Annotated in this window: 20 protein-coding genes and 1 pseudogene; 11 read left to right on the top strand and 10 right to left on the bottom strand. The window is 66.2% G+C overall.

The genetic code is table 11. The features are described from left to right. The first annotated feature begins 188 nt into the window (after positions 1 to 188). The gene (gene rpmG, locus ACWPWT_RS04725) at positions 189 to 356 is read left to right on the top strand and encodes a 50S ribosomal protein L33 (RefSeq protein ID WP_007407030.1); all 168 of its coding nucleotides are present in this window, start codon (positions 189 to 191) and stop codon (positions 354 to 356) included. Positions 357 to 545: 189 nt separating this feature from the next. Here rpmG and ACWPWT_RS04730 read toward each other — a convergent pair whose 3' ends face one another. Next, entirely contained in the window at positions 546 to 1,436 is an 891-nt protein-coding gene (locus tag ACWPWT_RS04730) for a LysR substrate-binding domain-containing protein (protein WP_454278761.1), read from the bottom strand. Positions 1,437 to 1,698: 262 nt separating this feature from the next. Between ACWPWT_RS04730 and ACWPWT_RS04735 the strand changes: the two genes are divergently transcribed. Further along, a complete protein-coding gene (locus tag ACWPWT_RS04735; protein ID WP_454278762.1) occupies positions 1,699 to 3,990 on the top strand; it encodes a CDC48 family AAA ATPase in 2,292 nt (763 codons plus the stop codon). A 46-nt stretch (positions 3,991 to 4,036) separates the two neighbouring features. On the opposite strand, the gene ACWPWT_RS04740 is transcribed toward ACWPWT_RS04735, so the two are convergent. Beyond that, positions 4,037 to 4,351 (bottom strand): antibiotic biosynthesis monooxygenase family protein, encoded by a 315-nt coding sequence (locus ACWPWT_RS04740; protein ID WP_261268469.1) that lies wholly within the window; start codon positions 4,349 to 4,351, stop codon positions 4,037 to 4,039. A gap of 146 nt (positions 4,352 to 4,497) precedes the next feature. On the opposite strand from ACWPWT_RS04740, the gene ACWPWT_RS04745 reads away from it, so the two are divergent. After that, entirely contained in the window at positions 4,498 to 5,112 is a 615-nt protein-coding gene (locus ACWPWT_RS04745; protein ID WP_261268470.1) for a class I SAM-dependent methyltransferase, read from the top strand. A 105-nt stretch (positions 5,113 to 5,217) separates the two neighbouring features. Here the strand turns inward: ACWPWT_RS04745 and ACWPWT_RS04750 are convergent, their stop codons facing one another. Further along, entirely contained in the window at positions 5,218 to 6,405 is a 1,188-nt protein-coding gene (locus ACWPWT_RS04750) for a phospholipase D-like domain-containing protein (protein ID WP_454279885.1), read from the bottom strand. Positions 6,406 to 6,563: 158 nt separating this feature from the next. On the opposite strand from ACWPWT_RS04750, the gene rpoZ reads away from it, so the two are divergent. Beyond that, on the top strand, positions 6,564 to 6,908 hold the full coding sequence (rpoZ, locus tag ACWPWT_RS04755) for a DNA-directed RNA polymerase subunit omega (RefSeq protein WP_058734009.1): 345 nt from the start codon (positions 6,564 to 6,566) through the stop codon (positions 6,906 to 6,908). A gap of 95 nt (positions 6,909 to 7,003) precedes the next feature. On the opposite strand, the gene ACWPWT_RS04760 is transcribed toward rpoZ, so the two are convergent. The 6 genes from ACWPWT_RS04760 to ACWPWT_RS04785 form a co-directional block, all read right to left on the bottom strand. Next, positions 7,004 to 7,330: a hypothetical protein gene (locus tag ACWPWT_RS04760; RefSeq protein ID WP_261268471.1), complete on the bottom strand. Its 327-nt coding sequence runs from the start codon at positions 7,328 to 7,330 to the stop codon at positions 7,004 to 7,006. A 119-nt stretch (positions 7,331 to 7,449) separates the two neighbouring features. Then, positions 7,450 to 8,145: a DUF3108 domain-containing protein gene (locus tag ACWPWT_RS04765; RefSeq protein ID WP_454278763.1), complete on the bottom strand. Its 696-nt coding sequence runs from the start codon at positions 8,143 to 8,145 to the stop codon at positions 7,450 to 7,452. A gap of 16 nt (positions 8,146 to 8,161) precedes the next feature. Beyond that, the gene (locus ACWPWT_RS04770; protein WP_454278764.1) at positions 8,162 to 8,779 is read right to left on the bottom strand and encodes a hypothetical protein; all 618 of its coding nucleotides are present in this window, start codon (positions 8,777 to 8,779) and stop codon (positions 8,162 to 8,164) included. After that, complete coding sequence (locus ACWPWT_RS04775; protein ID WP_261268474.1) at positions 8,776 to 9,045, bottom strand: PadR family transcriptional regulator; 270 nt, start codon at positions 9,043 to 9,045, stop codon at positions 8,776 to 8,778. Before ACWPWT_RS04775 ends, ACWPWT_RS04770 begins: the two co-directional genes overlap by 4 nt. A gap of 88 nt (positions 9,046 to 9,133) precedes the next feature. Further along, a complete protein-coding gene (locus tag ACWPWT_RS04780; protein ID WP_454278765.1) occupies positions 9,134 to 9,574 on the bottom strand; it encodes a hypothetical protein in 441 nt (146 codons plus the stop codon). A gap of 102 nt (positions 9,575 to 9,676) precedes the next feature. Continuing rightward, the gene (locus ACWPWT_RS04785) at positions 9,677 to 11,074 is read right to left on the bottom strand and encodes a M20/M25/M40 family metallo-hydrolase (RefSeq protein ID WP_454278766.1); all 1,398 of its coding nucleotides are present in this window, start codon (positions 11,072 to 11,074) and stop codon (positions 9,677 to 9,679) included. 248 nt (positions 11,075 to 11,322) lie between these two features. Here ACWPWT_RS04785 and ACWPWT_RS04790 point away from each other — a divergent pair, with 248 nt between their 5' ends. Beyond that, complete coding sequence (locus ACWPWT_RS04790; RefSeq protein ID WP_454278767.1) at positions 11,323 to 11,976, top strand: queuosine precursor transporter; 654 nt, start codon at positions 11,323 to 11,325, stop codon at positions 11,974 to 11,976. Between the two features lie 49 nt (positions 11,977 to 12,025). Next, positions 12,026 to 12,925 carry an acetylglutamate kinase gene (argB, locus tag ACWPWT_RS04795; RefSeq protein ID WP_454278768.1) on the top strand — a complete coding sequence of 300 codons (900 nt, stop codon included), beginning with the start codon at positions 12,026 to 12,028 and terminating at the stop codon, positions 12,923 to 12,925. 141 nt (positions 12,926 to 13,066) lie between these two features. On the opposite strand, the gene ACWPWT_RS04800 is transcribed toward argB, so the two are convergent. Next, positions 13,067 to 13,228 (bottom strand): DUF1674 domain-containing protein, encoded by a 162-nt coding sequence (locus ACWPWT_RS04800; protein ID WP_307101913.1) that lies wholly within the window; start codon positions 13,226 to 13,228, stop codon positions 13,067 to 13,069. 66 nt (positions 13,229 to 13,294) lie between these two features. On the opposite strand from ACWPWT_RS04800, the gene ACWPWT_RS04805 reads away from it, so the two are divergent. From ACWPWT_RS04805 to polA, 5 genes and pseudogenes are all read left to right on the top strand, one after another. Next, positions 13,295 to 14,638 carry an RsmB/NOP family class I SAM-dependent RNA methyltransferase gene (locus ACWPWT_RS04805; RefSeq protein ID WP_405051342.1) on the top strand — a complete coding sequence of 448 codons (1,344 nt, stop codon included), beginning with the start codon at positions 13,295 to 13,297 and terminating at the stop codon, positions 14,636 to 14,638. A gap of 33 nt (positions 14,639 to 14,671) precedes the next feature. Then, a complete protein-coding gene (rpe, locus tag ACWPWT_RS04810; RefSeq protein WP_454278769.1) occupies positions 14,672 to 15,328 on the top strand; it encodes a ribulose-phosphate 3-epimerase in 657 nt (218 codons plus the stop codon). A 17-nt stretch (positions 15,329 to 15,345) separates the two neighbouring features. Beyond that, entirely contained in the window at positions 15,346 to 17,088 is a 1,743-nt protein-coding gene (locus ACWPWT_RS04815; protein ID WP_454278770.1) for a heparinase II/III family protein, read from the top strand. 263 nt (positions 17,089 to 17,351) lie between these two features. After that, positions 17,352 to 18,971 (top strand): bifunctional phosphoribosylaminoimidazolecarboxamide formyltransferase/IMP cyclohydrolase, encoded by a 1,620-nt coding sequence (purH, locus tag ACWPWT_RS04820; protein WP_454278771.1) that lies wholly within the window; start codon positions 17,352 to 17,354, stop codon positions 18,969 to 18,971. Positions 18,972 to 19,133: 162 nt separating this feature from the next. Next, a pseudogene (gene polA, locus ACWPWT_RS04825) lies at positions 19,134 to 21,970 on the top strand (DNA polymerase I).

Consider the following 21,970-nt stretch of genomic DNA (forward strand, 5'->3'; position numbering starts at 1 on the left):
TTTGCCTGTCCGCCTATTCGCCCTGTCAGGGGGCGGATCCGCCTTGGAATATAGCGCCGCGCGCGTAAAGAGGGGCTTAAATCGGGCGAAATGCTTGACTCGGACGTGCCTTTGGGCCATGCGCCGCCCTTATATAGCGGCGGCTCCGGCTGCCGCTTTCGCTTTTTCACGCATACAGGAACCAGGTCATGGCCAAGCCGACCACCGTCAAGATCAAGCTCGTCAGCTCGGCTGATACCGGCTTCTTTTACGTCACCAAGAAGAACCCGCGCACCAAGACCGAGAAGCTGAGCTTCAACAAGTACGACCCGGTCGTGCGCAAGCATGTCGAGTTCAAGGAAGCCAAGATCAAGTAATTCGCGGGGGCGGCGCGCACGCCGCCTCGTGAATGGCTTGAAGGCGTGAAGCCGCCGTCCGGATGGACGCGCGGCTTTTTGTCGTTACCTCATCACGCGTCATCTCGCACAGCCAGGGCAGTGACACGCCTGAGAACTGTCGATCGGTAACGGCCCCAGCGTCTGCCGGGGCCATGTCGGGGAACAGGCTTACGCTGCCGCAGGGTAGAGCGTCTGGATCAGCCAGTCGTGGAACAGCCGCACCGATTTCTGCTGGAGCGCGCGGGGGCGACAGACGAACCAGTGGCTATAGGGGCTGTCCACCTCGATATCGAACAGCCGGACCAGTCGCGGGTCCTGGGCATGTTCGAAATGGCTGGCATGCATGAAGGCGACGCCGAGCCCTTGCGCCACCGCCTCCAGCATCAGGCCCCCGGAGTCGAAAAAGTCGATCGCCTTGGGCTTGATGTTGGTCAGCCCCGCCGCCTGGCACCAGGCGGTGAAGGCGTCGGGCATTTCGCGGTGCAGCAAAGCGGTCATCCCGTTCATCTGTTCGGGATGGAGCAAGGCATTGGGACCCTCGGCCAGCCGCTTGGCGCCGATGACGTAAACCTTGTTGAAATCCAACCGCTTGGCATAAAGCGACGGATCGATTTCGCGGCCCAGCGCGATGACGGCGTCCAGCCCTTCGCCCAGGCGCGCAATGCCGTGGCCCGCCGTATCGATGTCCAGATGCAGTTCGGGATGCGCCGCGCGCAATTGCCCCATATGCGGGAACAACCGCTGCGCCGCATAGAGCGGTAGCACGCCGAGCCGCAGGCGCAATACCTCCTGCCCGCTCGACATCGCCTCCACCGCATCGGACAATTGATCGAGCAACGGGGCGATCTGCTCCATCAGCGTCTGGCCGTCCTCATTGGGCACCATCGCCTGATGACGCCGGGCGAAGAGCGGCTTGCCGACGAATCGTTCCAGCGTCTGCACCCGGCGGCTGAGCGCCGGCGCGGACAGCGCCAATTCCTCGGCCGCGGCCTTGATCGAGCCCAGCCGGACGACTTGTACAAACGCTTCGATCGCACCCAGCGGAGGGAGCCTGCGCATCACGCAACCTTTATCTTACCATCGCTTGGGCACAGGATTGCATAAACTGCAATCATAACCAAGCTTTTCGCACTTGCAACATAACGTGTCGCAGCGCAAAAGGAACGGGCCTTTCAGGCATCCTCTCCTAAAAACTTTTCGGGCTGGTCGTTTCGATCGGCCCTTTTTTTTGTCTCGGTTCGGCGGTCCGGTCTTTCACCGGCAGGAACCCGCCCCCACGTCTCGCGCTTTCGTGTCTCAGACACTTTGCCAAGGGACGATCATGGCCGACAGCGACGCGCCGACCCGCAAGATACAGGTGGCCAACAGCCGCCCCGAGGATTCCGGGCGCGGCCTGGCCCATTTGCCGCGCAACCTGATGGCCGCGCTGGGCATCACCGAAGGCGATGTAGTCGAGATCGTGGGCAAACAGGCGACCCCGGCTCGCGCCGTTGCCCCCTATCCAGAGGATGAAGGGCTCGACCTGCTGCGAATCGACGGGTTGCAGCGTGCCAATGCGGGCGTCGGCTCGGGCGATTTCGTCGAGGTGCGCCGGGTCGATTCGAAACCCGCCACCCGCGTCGTCTTCGCCCCCGCGCAGGAGAATCTGCGGCTGCAGGGCTCGGCCCAGGCGCTGAAGCGGACCTTCTTCAACCGACCGCTCTGTCAGGGCGATGTGGTGGCGACCGCGGGGCAGCAGCGGGTGACCAACATGCCGCCGGGCGTGGCGCAGTTCATGAACGCGCCCGCTTATGCGCTTCAGGAAATCCGCCTCGCGGTCGTAGCGGCCAGCCCCAAGGGCGTGGTGCATATCGACGAGAATACCGAGGTCGAGCTTCGCCCCGAATATGAGGAACCGCGCGAGGCCCGCCGCGCCGACGTCACCTATGACGATATCGGCGGCATGGGTGCGACCATCGACCAGTTGCGCGAGATGGTCGAACTCCCCCTGCGCTACCCCGAATTGTTCGAGCGGCTGGGGGTCGAGCCACCCAAGGGCGTGCTGCTCCACGGACCGCCCGGTACCGGCAAGACGCGCCTCGCCCGTGCCGTCGCCAATGAATCGGATGCACAATTCTTCCTGATCAACGGGCCCGAGATCATGGGCTCGGCCTATGGCGAGTCGGAACAGCGGTTGCGCGAGATTTTCGAGGAGGCGACCAAGTCCGCTCCCTCGATCGTCTTCATTGACGAGATCGATTCGATCGCGCCCAAGCGCGACCGGGTGCAGGGCGAGGCGGAAAAGCGGTTGGTCGCGCAACTCCTGACCCTGATGGACGGGCTGGAGTCGCGGGCGAATCTGGTCATCATCGCCGCGACCAACCGGCCGGAGGCGATCGATGAGGCGTTGCGGCGGCCGGGTCGGTTCGACCGTGAGATCGTGGTCGGCGTCCCCGACGAGCGCGGGCGGCGGGAAATTCTCGGCATCCACACGCGCGGCATGCCGCTGGGCGACAAGGTGGATCTCGCCGAGCTGGCGCGGACGACCTTCGGCTTTGTCGGGGCGGACCTGGCCGCGCTGACCCGTGAGGCGGCGATCGAGGCGGTGCGGCGGATCATGCCGCGCCTCAACTTGGAGGAGCGGACCATTCCGTCGGAGGTGCTCGACACGCTTTCGGTCACGCGCGAGGATTTTCTGGAGGCGTTGAAGCGCGTCCAGCCCTCGGCGATGCGCGAGGTGATGGTGCAGGCGCCCTCGGTCCGCTGGGAGGATGTCGGCGGTCTCGACACCGCGCAGATGAAGCTGAAGGAAGGCGTCGAACTGCCGCTCAAGGACCCGGATGCGTTCCGGCGTCTGGGCATACGGCCCGCCAAGGGCTTCCTGCTCTATGGCCCGCCCGGTACCGGCAAGACGCTGCTCGCCAAGGCGGTGGCGCGCGAGGCGGAGGCGAACTTCATCGCCACCAAGTCGAGCGACCTGCTGTCCAAATGGTATGGCGAGAGCGAGCAGCAGATCACCCGCCTGTTCGCACGCGCACGGCAGGTGGCACCGACGGTCATCTTCATCGACGAACTCGATTCGCTGGTGCCCGCGCGCGGCGGCGGCCTGGGCGAGCCGCAGGTGACCGAGCGGGTGGTCAACACCATCCTCGCCGAGATGGACGGGCTGGAGGAATTGCAATCGGTCGTCGTGATCGGCGCGACCAACCGCCCCAATCTGGTCGATCCCGCGCTGTTGCGGCCGGGGCGGTTTGACGAGCTGATCTATGTCGGCGTGCCGGACAAGGCGGGGCGGCGGCGGATATTGGGGATTCAGACCGCCAAGATGCCGCTCGCCCCGGACGTCGATCTGGACGACGTGGCGGCACGGACCGATCGCTTCACCGGTGCCGATCTGGGCGATGTGGTGCGCCGGGCGGGTCTGATCGCGCTGCGCAGGTCGTTAAGCGCGGCGCAGGTCGACATGGCGGCGTTCGACGAGGCGCTGACCGAAGCGCGTGCCAGCGTCACGCCCGAGATGGAACGCGATTACGAACAGATCGCGGCGAAGCTGAAACAGGACGCGGCGGCGATTCAGCCGATCGGCTTCATCGCGCCGGGGATGCTGACGTCGAGGGAGGGCAAGCAACGGTAACGCCGCCAGGTCCCCATCCCGGTCCGCGCTGGGATGGGGGTGGGGCCTAGGCCTCCCAGCGGTAATCGCGTGCGACGGTCGTCACCGCGACCTCATAATGCGAATACCACCGCGCGCGTCCACGGTCCCGGATCGCGGTATGGTCCGGATGGTTGCGCCATGCCAGCGCGCTCGCCTCGTCGGCCCACCAGCTGATGGTGATGCCTAGGCCATCGGCATCCCGCACGCTGTCCACTCCGCGATAGCCGGGCTGTTGGGCCGCGAGGCCGTCCATCGCCGCCGCCGCATCGGCATAACCCTGTGCATCCTCTGCCGTTCGTTGTGACACGAAAATCACCGCGATCTGCCCCGTCCGATCCATGTCCGCCCCCATTTGCCGCATCGGCTTTGCGACGGAATGCACCGCTTCGTCGCAACCCAATAGCTTGAAAGTCGTTCGGCACCTGTGCGACGAGGGAATTTCCCTCGCGTTTCCTCCACGCGGGGATCACGAACGACAGGAACTCGATGCCCAGCTCGACCACCGCCGCGCGCAAGTCCCGCACCGAAGCCACGGGTTATCCGTCGCCCGGCCAGATGTTTTTTCAGCAATTCCTGAAGCATCCGGTGATGGTCGGCTCCATCATCCCATCCTCGGGCAAGCTGATCCGCAAGATGCTCGCTCCCGTCGACTGGGCCAATACCAAGCTGTTCGTGGAATATGGTCCGGGCGTCGGCACCTTCTGCCGCCCGATCCTGGAGCGGATGGCGCCGGATGCGAAGTTGATCGCGATCGATACCAATCCCGATTTCTGCGACTATCTGCGTCACACGATCGTCGATTCCCGCTTCGCCGCGGTGAACGGATCGGCGGCGGACGTGCAGAAGATCGTGCGCGACCATGGTTTCGATCATGCCGATTACGTCCTGTCGGGCCTGCCCTTTTCCACCCTGCCGCCCGGCGTCGGTCCCGCGATCGCGCAGGGCACGCATGACGTGCTGCGTCCCGGCGGCGCCTTCCTGGTCTATCAGTTCAGCCCCAAGGTGAAGGACTTCCTGGTTCCCCACTGGGACAATATCGACCATGATATGGAATGGTGGAACGTGCCCCCGGCGCAGCTTTACTGGGCGTGGAAGGACTGAACATAATCCTCCCCGGTACGGGGAGGTGGCAGGCCAAAGGCCTGACGGAGGGGGGCTTCCCCATAGGAGTCGCTGGGTAGCAAGCCCCCCCGTGCCGTGGAGGATTTAATCCCCGTCCGGCGACTCGATCCCGAAATTCAGCCCGCGCGATACCGACGGATCGATCACTGCGATCAGCAGATAGGCGCCGAACTGCCGCAGCCGCTGGAACCAGCCGGTCTGGCACTTGTACCAGTCCGGCGTGATCGGTTCCGACCGCGCCACCTCGCCATCGACATAGGCGCGGACATGATCGGCAAAGGCCCGGTCCTCCACCCGCAGCATCAGTTCCAGATTCACGAACAGGCTGCGCATGTCGAAATTGGCGGAGCCGATATGCACCGCATCGTCGATGACATATAATTTGGTGTGCAGCTTGGTGAGCTGATATTCGAAGATTTGCACGCCCTTGCGCAGCAGACCGGCATAGGTGAAGCGCGCCGCCGCGATCGTTGCCTGATTGTCCGACTTGCCGGCGGTCACGATCCGCACCTCCGCCTCGCGCCGTCCGGCACGGTCGAGGCGGCGAAGCATGGTCGGGCTGGGGGTGAAATAGGCCGCGATCAGGTCGATCCTGCGCCCCCGCCGCATATCGTCGCGCACCGTCCGCGCCCAGGGGGACAGCCGCCGCGTCGGCCCGCCGATCAGCCAGCGCAAAGTTCCCCGGGACTCGCTCCAATGCGCCAGCGCCTTGTTCAGATCGCGCAGCCGCCCCTTGGGATCCTCCGTCCAGGCGAGCAGTGCGTCGAAATACGCCGCCATCCGCGCCGCCGTCGGCCCTTCGACCAACAGGCCCAGATCGCGCCAGCTCTGGTCGGCGGGGGTGCCGAAATAGTCATCCTCGATATTGAAGCCGCCGATGATGATGCGCGGCGCGGGGCCCTCCGCATCCGCCAGGGCCAGCTTCTGATGATTGCGCAGCAGGTAGCGTCGGCCGAAACGCGGCTCGAACCGCGACAGTCGCGCACCGGTTTCGACCAGCGGGCGGAAGAACGCCTCGTCTGCGCCCGCGCCGAAACCGTCCACCACGACCGACACCGTCACGCCGCGCCGGGCGGCGGCGATCATCGCGTCGCGCACCCGCCGTCCGGTCTCGTCATCGGCATAGATGTAATAGAGAATGCGCAGGCTGTCCCGCGCACCGTCGATCAGGTCCAGCACCGCCTTCAGCCGCCGGGGCCCCGTGTCCAGCAGGGTCAGCGCGTCGTCACCGACCCGGAAGACCGGTTGTTCGGGGGGCGGGTTTGGCGAAATGACGGGCTCCTTGATGGCATGGTCCGGTGCGATGCGTAACGATCGAGGCGACACGCGCGTTGCACGCTGCCGCGCTTTGGCCAAGGCTTTTGACTTGTCCGCCCTTTGCTGTTAGGTGGCTCGCTTTCATCCCAGCATTATTTGCGAAGGACACACGCATGGCGCGCGTCACCGTCGAGGATTGCGTCGACAAGGTTCCCAACCGTTTCGATCTGGTGCTGTTCGCGGCGCAGCGGGCTCGTCAGATTTCGGGCGGGGCCGACCTGACCGTCGATCGCGATCGCGATAAAAACCCGGTGGTCGCGCTGCGCGAGATCGCCGAGGAAACCGTTCGTCCGACCCATTTGGAAGAATCGGTCGTCAACAGCCTGCAGCGCGTCCAGATCGACGACGAGGACGAGGCGGACGATGTCGGCAGCCTGCAGGCCTCGGCCGAGGCGCTGCGTCTGACCGCCGCCGCACCGCCGCGCAACCAGAATCTGGGTGCCGATTACGACGGCTGATCGCCCGGCGCGATGACATCGGAAAAGGGGGCCGACGCCAAGCCAGCGTCGGCCCCCTTTTCGTTATGGGCCCGGTCGTGCGGGGACGAAGCGGTCTACCAGCCCCAGCCGTGATGCCGGTAGGAACCCCAATATGCCGCCTTCTTCTCCTCATGCGCGAAGCGGGCGGCCTGCTTGGCCTCCGACCGGCGGATGGAGGCATCGCGCGCATAGGCGTTGGCCGCGTGGTAATCGCCATAATAGGCGGCTTCGTCCGCAGCGCGCTGATCCCGGCCCGCCTGATAGGCCCGGTACCGGGCATCCTGATACGCCTGGTTCGCCATATAGGAATCATAGCCCCAGGCTTGCGCGCTGGCGGCGGTGGAGGCGAACAGCGCGCCTCCGGCAAGGGCGAACAGCAAAGCAGTTTTGCGCATGGTCATCGCGACACCTCAAGATATCGATCCGCTCCCGGATGATCAGGTGATAGCCCCATGATTCTGAACTGATCGTGGCGGGGGCGTTCAGCCGCGCGCCAGCTTTGTGGCCAAGGCATTGCCCGTCAGGAACAGGTTCCGCCCAGCTGTTGTCCATGCGACCCGGCGACATAGCCCAGTTCCTGTCGGGGACGTTGCTCGATGCGGTAGCGCATGGGGTGCGCGGGATCGTCCCCCGCCTCGACGATCCAGGCGGCCACCCGGCCGGAGGGGGTGGTCACCGCCTCGCGCCCGACGACCTGTAGGGTGAATTGGCCGAAGCCCTTGTCATATTGCCAGAAGGGAAGGGTGTAGCGCCCGCCCTGGCGAAGCGGCAGCGCGGCGAAGGTCACGCCCCATAAATTGCCATCCCAGACCGGATGATCCGCTGCCACGTCGATCGGCGTCGTCGCGGTCGCGGTCTCGCGCGTGCCGGTGATCCGACCCTTGGCATAGTCGATCGTGATCCGGTGCCAGCCGCGATCGGTCCGCGCGACGCCGCGCTGGCTGTCCATGTGCAGCGGCAGCAGTGTCCGGCGGTCGACGACGAAATGATCGCGCATGTCGAACACGCCGTTCGCGACCTTCTGATGAATGACGATGTCCCAGACCGGCCTGCCGCCGATGCGGGTCGCGGCGATCGTCTGGGCGGTCGTACCCATGGCTTTCCCGTCGGCGGTCATGGTGTAGCAGACCGAGCCGGGGCGAAGCCTGTCGCCTTCCATCCGCGCAGGGGTGATATCGCCCCCGACCAAGGCCGCGAGCAGAAGCAGTGACGTCATGGAACCTCCATCTAGGTCAGGGGGTGGATTCGCTCCGCCGATGGGCGAGAAGGGGAATGGCGATCAACTCGATGGACAGCGCGACAGCCTGCACCACGAGCCCCGTCGTCGTGGCGATCGGGGCGATGACGATGACGACGGCCCCGACGATCGCCGCCGTTATCAGCCAAAGCATTGCGGCCTGATGACAGCGGCGCTGAAGCACGGTCCAGGCGATCGCCATATGCGCCAGCCCCAGCAGCAACAGCAGGGCCGTCACGGCGGGTGTCATATCGCGATAGAGTTCGGCCCTGGCCCGCTGCGCCGCACCCCCATGGGTCAGCACGGCATAATAGGGGTCATGACCGGAGATCAGGAAATAGGCCCCGCGAAGACCGCATTGGAAGTGAAAGGCGGCAAAGGGCAGGATCAGCCCGATCGTCAGCCCATGGCGGGCCAGGAGCGATCGGCCGTTGCGATGCAAAGGCAGGCGTCGCCATGCCGTCGTCAGGCAACCCAGCGCAAAGGGCAGGGCACGTCCATCCGCCGCCGCCGCCTCCAGTTCGGCGCGCATCGCCTGCCCCCAGGCCCATTCATCGGGCGGCAGGCAGCGTGCCGCGATCGCCACGATCCGCTGGGGTAGCGACGCGCTCATGCGGGTGACCATTGGGTGGTTGGTTCGCCGCCAGCCTCCTGTGACCGCGCCAGCGCGATACCGGCGGCGGTCAGGCGATAGACATGCCGTGCGGGGCGCCCCGGCTGCGACGGATCGCGCCACTCCGCCTCGACCAGCCCCTTTTCGGTCATTCGCATCATCAGCGGATAGAGTGTGCCGGACGACAGCCCGGTATCCTTCATCAACTCATAGCCATGCCGCCACGCCGCCGGATCGGTCATCATGGCGGCCAACAGGGCACGCATCTGTTGCGAGGGCGGTCTATTGCGAAGCATGGCCGCAATACGACATATGTAGATTTAAGAGTCAAGCCGATGCCCCCCATGGGTCGCGTCACGTCCGCGGGACAAGGGCCGACGCCATCACCAGCGCGCAAAAGGCGATGGCGAGGAGCAGCCCGACGACGAGCTGTTGTCGCACGGCACGCTGATGGCCGTCGGTCACCGGATAGGTGACGATGCGGGCGATCATCACGATCACGAGATCGGGAAAGGCAAAGAACAGAATCTCGCCGCGTGAGGCCGGTCGGTCGAAGATCGGCGTCGCGAACAGCGCGATATTGATCAGCGCGGACAAGGCGAGCCCGATCCGAAGCCATCGCTCCCCGCCACTGTCCCGATCGAGCTTGGCGATGAAAACGAGACACACGCCCGCGCAGGCGACTCGGTAGCTGCTATCCGGCGGCACGCCGAAACGGCGCTCCAGGACGAAGCCGATCGCCAACAGCAGGCCGATGCCGATCAGGGCGAGCATGAAGTTTTGAACGACGATCATCGAAGGCCGCTCCCGGCAGGAGACGGGGATTCAGCAGGGTGGGGGAGAAGGTCGCCGTCCCTGGCGGCCACCGGCTCCCCCCGCCATCATCCCGTCCTGCCATCAATAGGCGTAGGCACGTACCAGATCGTAGAGATAGTCGCGGCCGTTATAGAGCGACGTCACCCGAATCCGCTCGTTCAGGCCATGGATGCCCGACATGTCCTTTTCGATGAAGATGCCCGGCGCGCCGTAGACGGGGATGCCGATCACCTGGAAGAATATGCCGTCGGTCGCGCCCGTCGACATCATCGGGACCAGCGGCACGCCGGGAAAATGCCTGGCGGCGATTGCCTTCATCGGGCCGATGATCTTGGGGTCCAGCTTGGGCGGGATGGCGGTCGGCCGCACCGGCTGGTTGGCGGTGACGGTGATCTTCGGCCCGGCCAGTTCCTTCAGCTTGGCCAGCGTCCCCTCGACCGTCTCGCCGGGGAAGATGCGGCAGTTGATATTGGCGGTCGCGCGCTGGGGCAGGGCGTTTTCGGCATGGCCCGCCTGGAGCAGCGTCGCCACGCAGGTGGTGCGCAGCGTCGAGTGCAGCGCCTTGTCCTGGCTGACGATGGCGTCCGCCGCCTTGTCGTTCGGATCGGCGAGCAGCCGGGTGATCGCATCGCCCAATTGCCCACCGACCTTTTGCGCGGTCGCGGTCAGGAAGGCGCGGGTCGTGTCGGTCAGGACGACGGGAAATTCATAACCCTGCACCGCCTTCACCGCATCGGCGAGTTCGTAAATCGCGTTTTCCGGCGTCGGTTGCGAGCTGTGTCCGCCGGGATTGGTCGCCAGGAACGTATAGTTCTGCGCGGCCTTTTCGCCGACCTGCACCGCCAGCAATTCGCGCTTGCCATCGGCGTCCAGCCGCCCGCCGCCGCCCTCGTTCAGGACGAATTCGGCGGCAATCAGATCGGGCTTGTTCTTGGCCAGCCACTCGGCACCGTTGAACGCGAAGGTCGTCTCCTCGCCGCAGGTCAGCGCCATCTTGATCGTCCGCTTGGGCGGGGTCTTTTTGAGGCGGATCAGCGTATCGGCCCAGATCGCGCTCATCGCCTTGTCGTCGACGGTGCCGCGACCGTACAGGAACCCGTCCTCCTCGATCAGCTTGAACGGATCGCGGGTCCAGTCCTCGCGCTTGGCCTCGACCACGTCGAGATGGCCGAGCAGCAGCATGGGCTTCAATTTCTTGTCGGTGCCGGGCAGCACCGCGACGATGCCGCCGTCCTTGGGATGTTCAGGCACCGAGAACAGGGTGATGTCGGCATCGCGATAGCCCGCCGCCTTCAGACGGTCCGCGATTTGCGCCGATGCCTGGGTGCAGCTGCCGACGGACAGGCTGGTATTGGTTTCGACCAGTTGCTTGTAGAGGTCGAAGAACGCCTTCTGGTCCGGCCGATCCTGCGCCGCCACGATGGCAGGCAGCAGGGCGCAACCCGCCAGCGCTCCGCCGATCCATTTCGCCAACCGCATCTTCTGTCCCCCTTATTCTGGTTTCGATGGGAATAGAGCGCGTCATGAGGACAGGTGCAAGCGATTGAGTTCCTTCATTCCTCCCCTGGAAGGGGAGGTGGCAGGCCGACAGGCCTGACGGAGGGGTGTCCCGCTATCGAGAGGGTGACACCCCTCCGACGCGCTGCACGCGCCACCTCCCCATAAAGGGGAGGAGCGTGGAGCGGCTATCCCTTTGCCCCGGACCGATTTCGCGCTAGCAGTCGCCGATGGACCGACCCGACACCGTTTTCCGCCCCCGCCTGATCTCCCCCTCACTGTTCGCGCTGTCGATCTTCTATGGCGGCATGGTGTGCATCGCCGGCGTACTGGGTAACAAGCAGGTCGCGCTGGGGCCGCTGGCGGTAGAGGCGGGTATCTTCGCCTTCCTGCTTCTGGTCGTCACGTCGAGCGCGGTCGCCGAACTGCACGGCGCCGCCACCGCCGGGCGGCTGGTGCGGGTGGGTTTCGTGCCGCTGCTCGTGTCGCTTGGCCTGTCCTGGGTCGTGTGGATACTGCCGCCCTCGCCCGAAATGATCCCCGCCAATCGCGACGCGATCCAGCTGGTGCTGGGGTCGACCTGGCGGATCTGGCTGGGCGGGATCATCGCTTACGGCGTGTCGCAGACGCTGAACGTCACCATCTTCGCCGCGCTCAAGGGCAAGGAGGGCAGCAAGCTGCTCTGGCTGCGCGCGGCGGTGGCCAGCATGCTCAGCCAGATCGTCGATACGCTGCTGTTCGTGACCATCGCCTTTTACGGCGCCTTTCCGATCGGGCAGCTGATCGTGGGGCAGATGATCGCCAAGGTCACGCTGTCGGCCGTGCTGGTGCCGCCGCTAATCTATGTGTTCGTGGGGATCGGGCGGCGGCTGGATCGCGGCTGATCCATATTGCCGGTTTTCCCCGGTCCCGACCCGCGATAAAGGGCCGCTCATGACCAACCACGATCCCGACGCCGCCCTGCTCGCCAAGGCCGAGACGCTGACCGAGGCGCTGCCCTATCTTCAGCGTTATGCGGGCAAGACCTTCGTGGTGAAATATGGCGGCCACGCCATGGGCGATCCCGAGCGTCAGCGCGACTTTGCCGAGGATATGGTGCTGCTCAAGGCGGTCGGCATCAACCCGGTCGTGGTCCATGGCGGCGGTCCGCAGATCGGCGCGATGCTCAAGCGCCTCGGCGTCGAGTCGCAGTTCGTCAACGGCCTGCGCGTGACCGACAAGGAAACCGCGCAGATCGCCGAAATGGTGCTGGCGGGATCGATCAACAAGGAAATCGTCAGCTGGATCGCCGCCGCCGGGGGCCGCGCGGTCGGCATTTCGGGCAAGGATGCGGGCCTGGTCATCGCCGAGAAGGTGCAGGGGCGCGAGGCCGATCCGCTGAAGGGCATCGAGCGGCATGTCGATCTGGGCTTCGTCGGAGAGCCGGTTTCGGTCGATCCGCGCCTGATCGAAAGCCTGTGCGCCGATGGCATCATCCCCGTGATCGCACCGGTCGGCATCGGCCTGGACGGGCATACCTATAACATCAACGCCGACACCATGGCGGGCGCGATCGCCGCGCGGCTGGGCGCGTCGCGCTTCTTCTTGCTGACCGATGTCGCGGGCGTGCTCGACAAGCAGGGCGAGTTGATGACCGACCTCAACCCCGTGCGGATCGCGGAGCTTCGGGCCGACGGGACGATTTCGGGGGGGATGATCCCCAAGCTGGAAACCTGCGTCAACGCGGTCGAGGCGGGCGTGGATGCGGCGGTGATTCTGGACGGGCGGGTGCCGCACGGGATGCTGCTGGAAATCTTCACCAAGCAGGGTGCGGGAACGTTAGTCCGCCGGTAATTTCTGGTCTGAGGCGAGGTCGGGGCGTGGCCTCCGACTTCGCTCAGGCTGAACGGCTGTTGAAGAGTGGGCATGTCCCCAGACCCCGTTCAGGCTGAGCGAAGTCGAAGCCCACGCCTCCAACGCCGACCGCAAGGGCCGTCAAAAATCGACCGCGACGCCCTTCAATTCCCAATCCCCATAGCGCACCGGATTCTTCCCCAACGGGTCATCCTGCGGCTCCGGCTTGGCCTCTGGCTGCGGCACCGGGGTATTCTGCGACAGATAGGCGGGCGGCTTCACATGGTCGGGGCGCTGGCCCATGGGCGGTCCTTTCGACTAAGGGGCAATGATTGCAGCCCATGTCGGGGCTGACAGGAGTTTTGCCAAGTGACACGTCCTCCCCAATCGCCGACCCGTGGCCGTCCCGATCGCCGGGGTGCGCCCAAGGGTGAGGACCGGCGCGGACGACAGCAGCGCCCCACCGAGCCGCTGGGCACCGCCGCCCGCCGCGCCGCCATCCGCCTGCTCGATGCGGTGCTGCGCCGGGGTGAGCCGCTGGAGGCCGCGCTCGCCTCGGCGACCCGTGCGCTGCCGGGGGGACCGGATCGGGGCCTCGCGCACGCCATCGCGGCGGAGACGCTGCGACGCCTGCCCGATCTCGACGCGCTGATCGACTCGGCGACCAAGCAGCGGCTGCCCGACGATGCCAAGGCGCGTTTCGCGCTCCGTATCGCACTGGTGCAGTTGCTGGCGCTGGGCACGCCGCCCCATGCGGCGATCTCCACCGTATTGCCGCTGGTCGATGGCGGCCCGCGCAAGCTGGTCCACGGCGTATTCAGCACCATCACCAAAAGCGGCGTGCTGCTCCCCGAAATCCCCGCTTTGCCCGACGCGACCGAAGCGCGCTGGGAAGCGAATTGGGGTGACGAGATGGTCGAGGCCGCCGCCCATGCCATCGCCGCACCGCCGCCGCTCGACCTGACGCTGGCCGATCCGGCTGCGACCGCCGAATGGGTCGAAAAGCTGGGCGGGGTCAGCCTGCTGCCCGGTCATGTCCGTCTGCCCTCGGGCCATTCGGTGATGGAATTGCAGGGCTTTGACGAAGGCGCCTGGTGGGTACAGGACCTCGCCGCCTCGATCCCCGCGCGTCTGCTGGGCGAGGGGAAGGGCGATGTGCTCGACCTGTGCGCCGCGCCGGGCGGCAAGACGTTGCAACTCGCCGCCGCCGGTTGGAAGGTCACCGCGATCGACCAATCCGAATCGCGCCTCGCCCGCCTGAGCGAGAATCTGGAGCGGACCGGGCAATCCGCCGAGATCGTCACCGCCGACCTGCGCGAATGGGCGCCCCCGGCCCCGGCCGACGCGATCCTGGTCGACGCGCCGTGTAGCGCCAGCGGCATCTTCCGCCGTCATCCGGACGTGCTCTACCGCGTTCGCCCGGCGATCATCGCCGAGATGGCGGAATTGCAGCGGGTGATCCTGGCGCGCGCGGCCGACTGGCTGAAGCCCGGTGGGACCATGGTCTATGCCACCTGCTCGCTGGAGCCCGAAGAGGGCGAGCGGCAGATCGAGGCGTTCCTCGAAGCGCGCCCCGATTATACGCTGGTCCCGATCGCTGGCGACTGGCCCGGCATCACGGAGAGGGGCACGATCCGCACCCTGCCGACGATGCTCGCAAAGGAAGGGCGGCTCGACGGGTTCTTCATCGCCAGGCTGCAACGCAAAGGCTGACTTGGGCGCGATATGGGAGTAGAGGGGAAAACCATGCTTCCTGTGCGTATCGCTCCTTCCATCCTCTCCGCCGATTTCGCCAAATTGGGCGAAGAAGTCCGGGCCATCGACGCCGCCGGCGCCGACTGGATTCACATCGATGTGATGGACGGGCATTTCGTGCCCAACATCACCATCGGCCCGGCGGTGGTGAAGGCGCTGCGCCCGCACACGGCCAAGCCCTTCGACGTGCATCTGATGATCTCGCCGATCGACGCCTATCTGGACGCCTTTGCCGAGGCGGGGGCGGACACCATCACGGTGCACCCGGAGGCGGGGCCGCACATCCATCGCACGATCCAGCATATCAAGGGGCTGGGCAAGCGCGCCGGCGTGGTGCTGAACCCCGCCACGCCCGCCAAGATGCTGGATTATCTGATCGACATGGTCGACCTGGTCCTGGTCATGAGCGTCAACCCCGGTTTCGGCGGACAGAGCTTCATCGACAGCCAGCTCAAGAAGATCGCCGCGATCCGCAAGATGATCGACCATTCGGGCCGCGAAATCGATCTGGAGGTCGATGGCGGCGTCGATGCCGTTCATGCGAAGCGCTGTATCGAGGCGGGTGCGGATGCGCTGGTCGCGGGGACGGCGGCGTTCCGGGGCGGCCCGGCGCACTACGCCGCCAATATCGCCGCGCTGCGCGGCTGAGCGGGCGATCGAACGACATGCGTGACCGTATCGGGGGCGATGTCGCCCCGCCCGCCGCCGACAGCATCGAAGAGGGCAAGCGCCTCGTCCGCGTCCAGACCGGGGGCCTGTCGCTCGCCGATCGGTTGAGCGAGCATCTCCACCGCCTGACCTGGCGCACGCCGCTCCATTCGCTGCGGTTGAAGGGGCGGCATCCGCTGAAGCTGATGGCGGTGCCCGAGGACCCGATCCTGGGCGATATCGAGCGCGGTCATGCGCTGCTCGGAGGGGTGCTCGACTGGCGTGGCGAAGAGCGGGGGGTCGAATCGATCGACTTCGCACGGCCCGACTGGTCGACGGGTTTCGCCGACCATCTGCACAGCTTTGCCTGGCTGCGCGACCTGTCGTCGGTCGCCACCCGGCAACAGGGCGCGCCGATCGCCGAATATCTGATGGGCCGCTGGCTCGACGCCTTTGCCGAGACGGTCGATGCCACGGCGTGGCGGCCCGATCTGTGGGGACGGCGCATCCTGTTCTGGACCGCGCATGCGCCGCTGATCCTGTCCTCCACCGACCTCGTCTATCGCTCGCGCGTATTGAATACGATGGCGCGGGGGGCGCGGCATCTGGATCGCGGTGCCGACAAGGCACCGGCGGGCGTCGCGCGGATCGCGTCTTGGTGCGGGGTGATCGCGGCGGGGCTGTTGCTGGCCGGGGGCGATCCGCGCCAGGCGTTCGGCGAGACGGGGCTGTCGCGGGCGCTCGATACCGGGCTGTTCGCCGATGGCGGCGTCATCGCGCGCAGCCCGTCGGTGCAGCTCGACGCGGTCATGCTGCTGACCATGATGCGTGAGGTCTATGACGCGCGTGGCCTGGCCTTCCCCGATCCATTCCAGGCGCGGTTGCAGAAGATGATCTCGGCGCTGCTCGGCGTCATGCATGGCGACCGCGCGCTGTCGAGCTGGCAGGGCTCGGGCCCCGAAACGCCGGAAAAGATCGCCGCCGTGATCGAAGCGTCGGGCGTGCGCACCCGGCCGCTGCGCCAGGCGGGTGACTGGGGTTATCAGCGGCTCGCGGCGGCGCAGGCGGTGCTGGTCATGGACGCCGCGCCCCCGCCGATCGCTCGCGCGATCGAGGGTGGCTGTGCCTCGACCCTGGCGTTCGAGTTTTCGGACGGCGCGCAGCGGATCGTCGTCAATTGCGGCGGCGCGCGGGCAACCGTGGCGCAGGTGCCCGCCAGCCTGGCGCACGGCCTTCGCACCACGGCGGCGCATTCGACGCTGACGCTGGGCGACAGCAACTCCACCGCCATCCATGCCGATGGCACGCTGGGCCGCGGCGTGGCCGAGGTGGAACTGAGCCGTCAGGAATCGGACGCCGCTAGCCGGATCGAGGCGAGCCATGACGGTTATGTCCGCCGTTATGGCTTCACCCATCGCCGCCAGCTGCTGCTGACCGGCGACGGGCGCGAGTTGCGCGGCGAGGATGCGCTGCTGCCCGAGGGGCGTAAGCGCCAGGCGGGCAGCACCCATTTCAGCCTGCGTTTCCATCTCGGCGACGGGGTGGAGGCGATGGTGACGGCCGAGAGTGGCCAGGCGATCCTGCGCCTCGACGATGGCGCGCTGTGGCAGTTCCGCTGTCGCGGCGGCACGCTGGCGATCGAGGAATCGCTGTGGATCGACGGCACCGGTCGTCCGGTCGCGACTCAGCAGCTTGTCGTGACCGGCGAGACCCCGGCAGGCGGCGCGCATGTCAGCTGGGCCTTTAAGCGCGCGCTTTAAGGGGGGGGCGTGCGCGCGGAGGCGCAAAGACTCAAATTCCTCCCCTGCAAGGGGGGTGGCAGGCCGAAGGCCTGACGAAGGGGTGTCCCGCCCGGCAAGTAAAGCCTGCCCTCGCAACCGGTAACACCCCTCCACCATGCTGCGCATGGCCCCCCTCTCCTTACAGGGGAGGAATGGGTCTTTCCCGAATCACATTTTGCGCTTCGGCGAATCGGAGTCTATCGGGTCCGCAAACTCCTCCCAGTATCAGGACCCGCTGCCCGATGGCCGTTTCGCTCCCCACCGCTCCCTCCGTTGATCAGGTGCCGGTTCGCCGCGCGCTGTTGTCGGTGTCCGACAAGACCGGCGTCATCGACCTGGCGCGTGCGCTGGCCGAGCGCGGAGTCGATCTGGTCTCGACCGGCGGCACGGCCAAGGCGATCCGCGATGCGGGCCTGCCGGTGCGCGACATTTCGGAGGTTACCAACTTCCCGGAGATGATGGACGGCCGGGTGAAGACGCTGCACCCGATGGTCCATGGCGGCCTGCTCGCGGTGCGTGACGATCCCGCCCATGCCGCCGCGATGACCGAGCATGGCATCGGTGCGATCGACCTGGTGGTCGTGAACCTCTACCCCTTTCAGCAGACGGTCGCGAAGGGCGCCGAACGCCCCGAAATCATCGAGAATATCGACATTGGCGGTCCGTCCATGGTCCGTTCGGCCGCCAAGAATCACGGTTACGTGTCGATCCTGACCGACCCGAACGATTATGCCGATTTCCTCGCCGAACTCGCGGCGAATGACGGCGCCTCGACGCTGAAGACCCGCCAGCGTCTCGCCGCCAAGGCCTTTGCCGCCACCGCCGCCTATGACTCGGCGATCGCCCAATGGTTCGCCTTCGCCGATCAGGGCGAGGCGTTCCCGACCACCCTGCCGCTCGCCTTCACCAAGCATCCCGAAACCCTGCGCTATGGCGAGAACCCGCATCAGGTCGCCGCGCTCTATCTGCCGCAGCGGGGTGGGCAGGGCATCGCCCAGGCCGAGCAGCTGCAGGGCAAGGCGCTGAGCTACAACAACCTCAATGACGCCGATGCCGCGCTGGAGCTGGTCAGCGAATTCATCGACGGCCCGCCCACGGTCGTCATCGTCAAGCACGCCAACCCGTGCGGCGTGGCGAGCGGCGAGACGCTGCTCGAGGCCTATCAGGCGGCCTTCGCCTGTGACACGGTGTCGGCGTTCGGCGGCATCATCGCCTGCAACCGTCCGCTCGACGCCGAGACGGCGGAAGCCATCTCGGGCATCTTCACCGAGGTGGTGGTGGCACCTGACGCTTCGGCAGAGGCCCGCGCGATCTTCGCCAAGAAGAAGAATCTCCGTCTGCTGCTGTCGGGCGAACTGCCCAATCCATCGCGTGCCGGCCTGATGCTGAAGTCGATCGCGGGCGGTCTGTTGGTCCAGAGCCGCGACAATGGCCGCCTGACCGACGACATGCTGAAGGTCGTCACCAAGCGCGCCCCGACCGAGCAGGAGCTGGCCGATTGCCGCTTCGCCTGGACGGTCGCCAAGCATGTGAAGTCGAACGCGATCGTTTACGCCAAGGGCGGTTCGACCGCGGGCGTCGGCGCGGGCCAGATGAACCGTCTGGAATCGGCGCGCATCGCCGCGTGGAAGGCCAAGGACGCCGCCGACAAGGCGGGCTGGGCCGAGCCGCGCACCATCGGTTCGGCGGTCGCGTCGGACGCCTTCTTCCCCTTCGCCGACGGCCTGCTTGCGGCGGTCGAGGCGGGGGCGACCGCGGTGATCCAGCCGGGCGGCTCGATCCGCGACGACGAGGTCATTGCGGCCGCGGACGAAGCCGGGCTGGCGATGGTGTTCACCGGCATGCGCCACTTCCGGCATTGATGATTGGGGGGCCCCTCTCGACGCATTCGGGAGGGGCTTTTTCGATCCGGCCTTGCGGGGGCGGAAAGATCATATCCAGCGTGGCCCATCGGCAACATTCGGGGAACGGGGTGATAACAGGGGCTGTTTAGCCTCTCTCTGTTCCGCTAAACCGCGCTGGTCATGCCCCATCTCTATCTCGTCGACGGCTCCGGCTATATCTTCCGCGCCTATCACCGCCTGCCGCCGCTGACCAACAAGCATGGCGAGCCGGTGGGGGCGGTTTACGGCTATACCACCATGCTCTGGAAGCTGGTGGACGAGATCAATGCCGCCGATGGGCCGACCCATATGGCGGTGGTCCTCGACAAGTCTGTCTCTATACACATCTCCGAGCCCACGAGACGCTCATGAATCTCGTATGCCGTCTTCTGCTTGAAAAAAAAAAAAAAAAAAACGACATAACTGGATAACGGGCGCACCGGCCCCCGCCCCCGCCCGATCTGGTCCCCCAATTCCCGATGATCCGCGACGCCACCCGCGCCTTCTCGCTGCCCTGCATCGAGGAAGCCGGGTTGGAGGCCGACGACCTGATCGCCTGCTATGCCCGCGCCGCGATGGCCGAGGGGTGGCAGGTCACGATCGTATCGGGCGACAAGGACCTGATGCAGCTGGTCGAGGATGGCAGCCTCGACATGCTCGATACGATGAACAACCGGCGTCTGGGCGAATCTTACGTGCAGGAGAAGTTTGGCGTCGGCCCCAAGCAGTTGGGCGATGTGCTCGCGCTGATGGGCGACAGCGTCGATAACGTGCCGGGCGTGCCGGGCGTGGGTCCGAAGACCGCCTCCAAGCTGATCGTCGAGCATGGCGACCTGGAATCCGTCCTCGCCGCCGCGCCCGAGATGAAGAAGGGCAAGCTGCGCGACAATCTGATCGAACATGCCGAGAATGCGCGGCTGTCGAAGCGGCTGGTCACGCTGGAGTGCAATGCGCCGCTGCCGCAGCCGCTGGAGGAACTGGCGCTGCATCCGACCATCCCGGATGCGCCGCTGCGCGCGTTCCTGGAGCATCATGGCTTCCGCTCGCTGATCGCCAAGATGGGCCAGATCACCGATGACGCCGCGCCCGCCCCCGCTGCCGGAGAAGCCGCGCCCGCCGCGCCGATGGACGATGACGAGCCGTGCAATCTCGACGGCTATACCACGGTGCAGGACCTGGAGACGCTCGACCAATGGGTGGCGGACGCACGTCACCAGGGCTTTATCGCGATCGATACCGAGACCAGCTCGACCGACGCGACCCAGGCCGAACTGGTCGGGGTCAGCCTGTGCCTGGCGCCCAACAAGGCATGTTACATCCCGTTGGGGCATGGCGGCACCGACCTGCTTTCGGAAATGCCGGTACAGATTCCGGTCGCCGAAGCGCTCGATCGGATCAAGGCGCTGTGCGAGGACCCGTCGGTCCTCAAGATCGGCCAGAACCTGAAATTCGACATGATCGTGCTGGGCGAGCGGGGCATTTCCGTGGCGCCGCATGACGACACGATCGTGCTGAGCTTCGACCTCGACGCCGGGCTGCACGGCCATGGCATGGACGAGCTGGCTGCGACCCATCTGTCGCACACCTGCCTCGCCTTCAAGGAAGTGGTCGGTACCGGCAAGAAGCAGCTCGGCTTCCACGAAGTCGATCTCAAAACCGCCACCCGCTACGCCGCCGAGGATGCCGACGTCACGCTGCGGCTGTGGAAGCGCTTCAAGGCACGGCTTCCGATGGAGCAGGCGACGCGCGTTTATGAGATGGTCGACCGCCCGCTCGTCCCCGTGATCGCGGGCATGGAGCGGCGCGGGATCAAGGTCGATCGCGAGCGCCTGTCGCAGCTCTCGACCGAATTCGCCGGGCAGATCGCCGCGCTGGAGGGCGAGATCCACACGATGGCGGGCACGCCCTTCACCATCGGCAGCCCCAAGCAGCTGGGCGAGATCCTGTTCGACCGGCTCGGCCTCAAGGGCGGGCGCAAGGGCAAGTCGGGTGTGTACTCGACCGACGTGACCGAACTCGAACGCCTGGCCCGCGACGGCGGCGAGGCGGCGGAGATCGTGCGCAAGATCCTGGAATGGCGCCAGCTTTCCAAGCTGAAGAGCACCTATACCGATGCGCTCCAGGCGCAGATCAACCCGAAGACCGGCCGCGTCCATACCAGCTACAGCCTGACCGGCGCGCAGACCGGCCGCCTGTCCTCGACCGAACCCAACCTCCAGAACATTCCGATCCGCACCGAGGTTGGGCGGCAGCTGCGCGAGGCGTTCATCGCCGAGGACGGCCATGTCCTGATCGCCGCCGACTATTCGCAGATCGAATTGCGCCTCGCCGCGCATATGGCGGACGTGCCCGCCTTGCGCGAGGCGTTCGCGAACGGCGACGACATCCACAGCCTGACCGCCAAGGAATTGTTCGGCGAGGTCAATCGCGACACGCGCGGGCGGGCCAAGACGATCAACTTCGCCATCCTCTACGGCATTTCGCGCTGGGGCCTGGCGGGCCGCCTCGACGTGTCGGCGGACGAGGCGCAGGCGATGATCGACCGCTATTTCGAGCGTTTCCCCGGCATCAACCGCTATATCGCCGAGACGCTGTCGAGCGTGCGCGAGAAGGGCTTCACGAGCACGCTGTTCGGCCGCAAGACCCATTTCCCGCGCATCGCCTCGCGCAACCAGGGCGAGCGGCAGGGAGCGGAACGCGCCGCGATCAACGCACCGATCCAGGGCACCAGCGCCGACATCATCAAGCGCGCCATGGTCCGCATGGAACCCGCGCTCGCCGCCGCTGGCCTCGGCCATGTGCGGATGCTGCTCCAGGTGCATGACGAACTGGTGTTCGAAGCGCCAGAGGCGGATGCCGAAGCGGCGGGCGCGGTCATCCGCGAAGTGATGGCGGGCGCGGCCGAACCGGCGGTGTCGCTGTCGGTGCCGCTGGGCGTCGAGATCGGGTTCGGCAAGAGCTGGGGCGCGGCGCATTGA

It is taken from the genome of Sphingomonas sp. Marseille-Q8236 (assembly GCF_965112005.1).

Bases quoted from the DNA above. Each gene is read 5' to 3' on its own strand.
- rpmG (WP_007407030.1), top strand. From the start codon at position 189: ATGGCCAAGCCGACCACCGTCAAGATCAAGCTCGTCAGCTCGGCTGAT.
- ACWPWT_RS04730 (WP_454278761.1), bottom strand. From the start codon at position 1,436: ATGCGCAGGCTCCCTCCGCTGGGTGCGATCGAAGCGTTTGTACAAGTC.
- ACWPWT_RS04735 (WP_454278762.1), top strand. From the start codon at position 1,699: ATGGCCGACAGCGACGCGCCGACCCGCAAGATACAGGTGGCCAACAGC.
- ACWPWT_RS04740 (WP_261268469.1), bottom strand. From the start codon at position 4,351: ATGGATCGGACGGGGCAGATCGCGGTGATTTTCGTGTCACAACGAACG.
- ACWPWT_RS04745 (WP_261268470.1), top strand. From the start codon at position 4,498: ATGCCCAGCTCGACCACCGCCGCGCGCAAGTCCCGCACCGAAGCCACG.
- rpoZ (WP_058734009.1), top strand. From the start codon at position 6,564: ATGGCGCGCGTCACCGTCGAGGATTGCGTCGACAAGGTTCCCAACCGT.
- ACWPWT_RS04760 (WP_261268471.1), bottom strand. From the start codon at position 7,330: ATGACCATGCGCAAAACTGCTTTGCTGTTCGCCCTTGCCGGAGGCGCG.
- ACWPWT_RS04765 (WP_454278763.1), bottom strand. From the start codon at position 8,145: ATGACGTCACTGCTTCTGCTCGCGGCCTTGGTCGGGGGCGATATCACC.
- ACWPWT_RS04770 (WP_454278764.1), bottom strand. From the start codon at position 8,779: ATGAGCGCGTCGCTACCCCAGCGGATCGTGGCGATCGCGGCACGCTGC.
- ACWPWT_RS04775 (WP_261268474.1), bottom strand. From the start codon at position 9,045: ATGCGTGCCCTGTTGGCCGCCATGATGACCGATCCGGCGGCGTGGCGG.
- ACWPWT_RS04780 (WP_454278765.1), bottom strand. From the start codon at position 9,574: ATGATCGTCGTTCAAAACTTCATGCTCGCCCTGATCGGCATCGGCCTG.
- ACWPWT_RS04785 (WP_454278766.1), bottom strand. From the start codon at position 11,074: ATGCGGTTGGCGAAATGGATCGGCGGAGCGCTGGCGGGTTGCGCCCTG.
- ACWPWT_RS04790 (WP_454278767.1), top strand. From the start codon at position 11,323: ATGGACCGACCCGACACCGTTTTCCGCCCCCGCCTGATCTCCCCCTCA.
- argB (WP_454278768.1), top strand. From the start codon at position 12,026: ATGACCAACCACGATCCCGACGCCGCCCTGCTCGCCAAGGCCGAGACG.
- ACWPWT_RS04800 (WP_307101913.1), bottom strand. From the start codon at position 13,228: ATGGGCCAGCGCCCCGACCATGTGAAGCCGCCCGCCTATCTGTCGCAG.
- rpe (WP_454278769.1), top strand. From the start codon at position 14,672: ATGCTTCCTGTGCGTATCGCTCCTTCCATCCTCTCCGCCGATTTCGCC.
- ACWPWT_RS04815 (WP_454278770.1), top strand. From the start codon at position 15,346: ATGCGTGACCGTATCGGGGGCGATGTCGCCCCGCCCGCCGCCGACAGC.
- purH (WP_454278771.1), top strand. From the start codon at position 17,352: ATGGCCGTTTCGCTCCCCACCGCTCCCTCCGTTGATCAGGTGCCGGTT.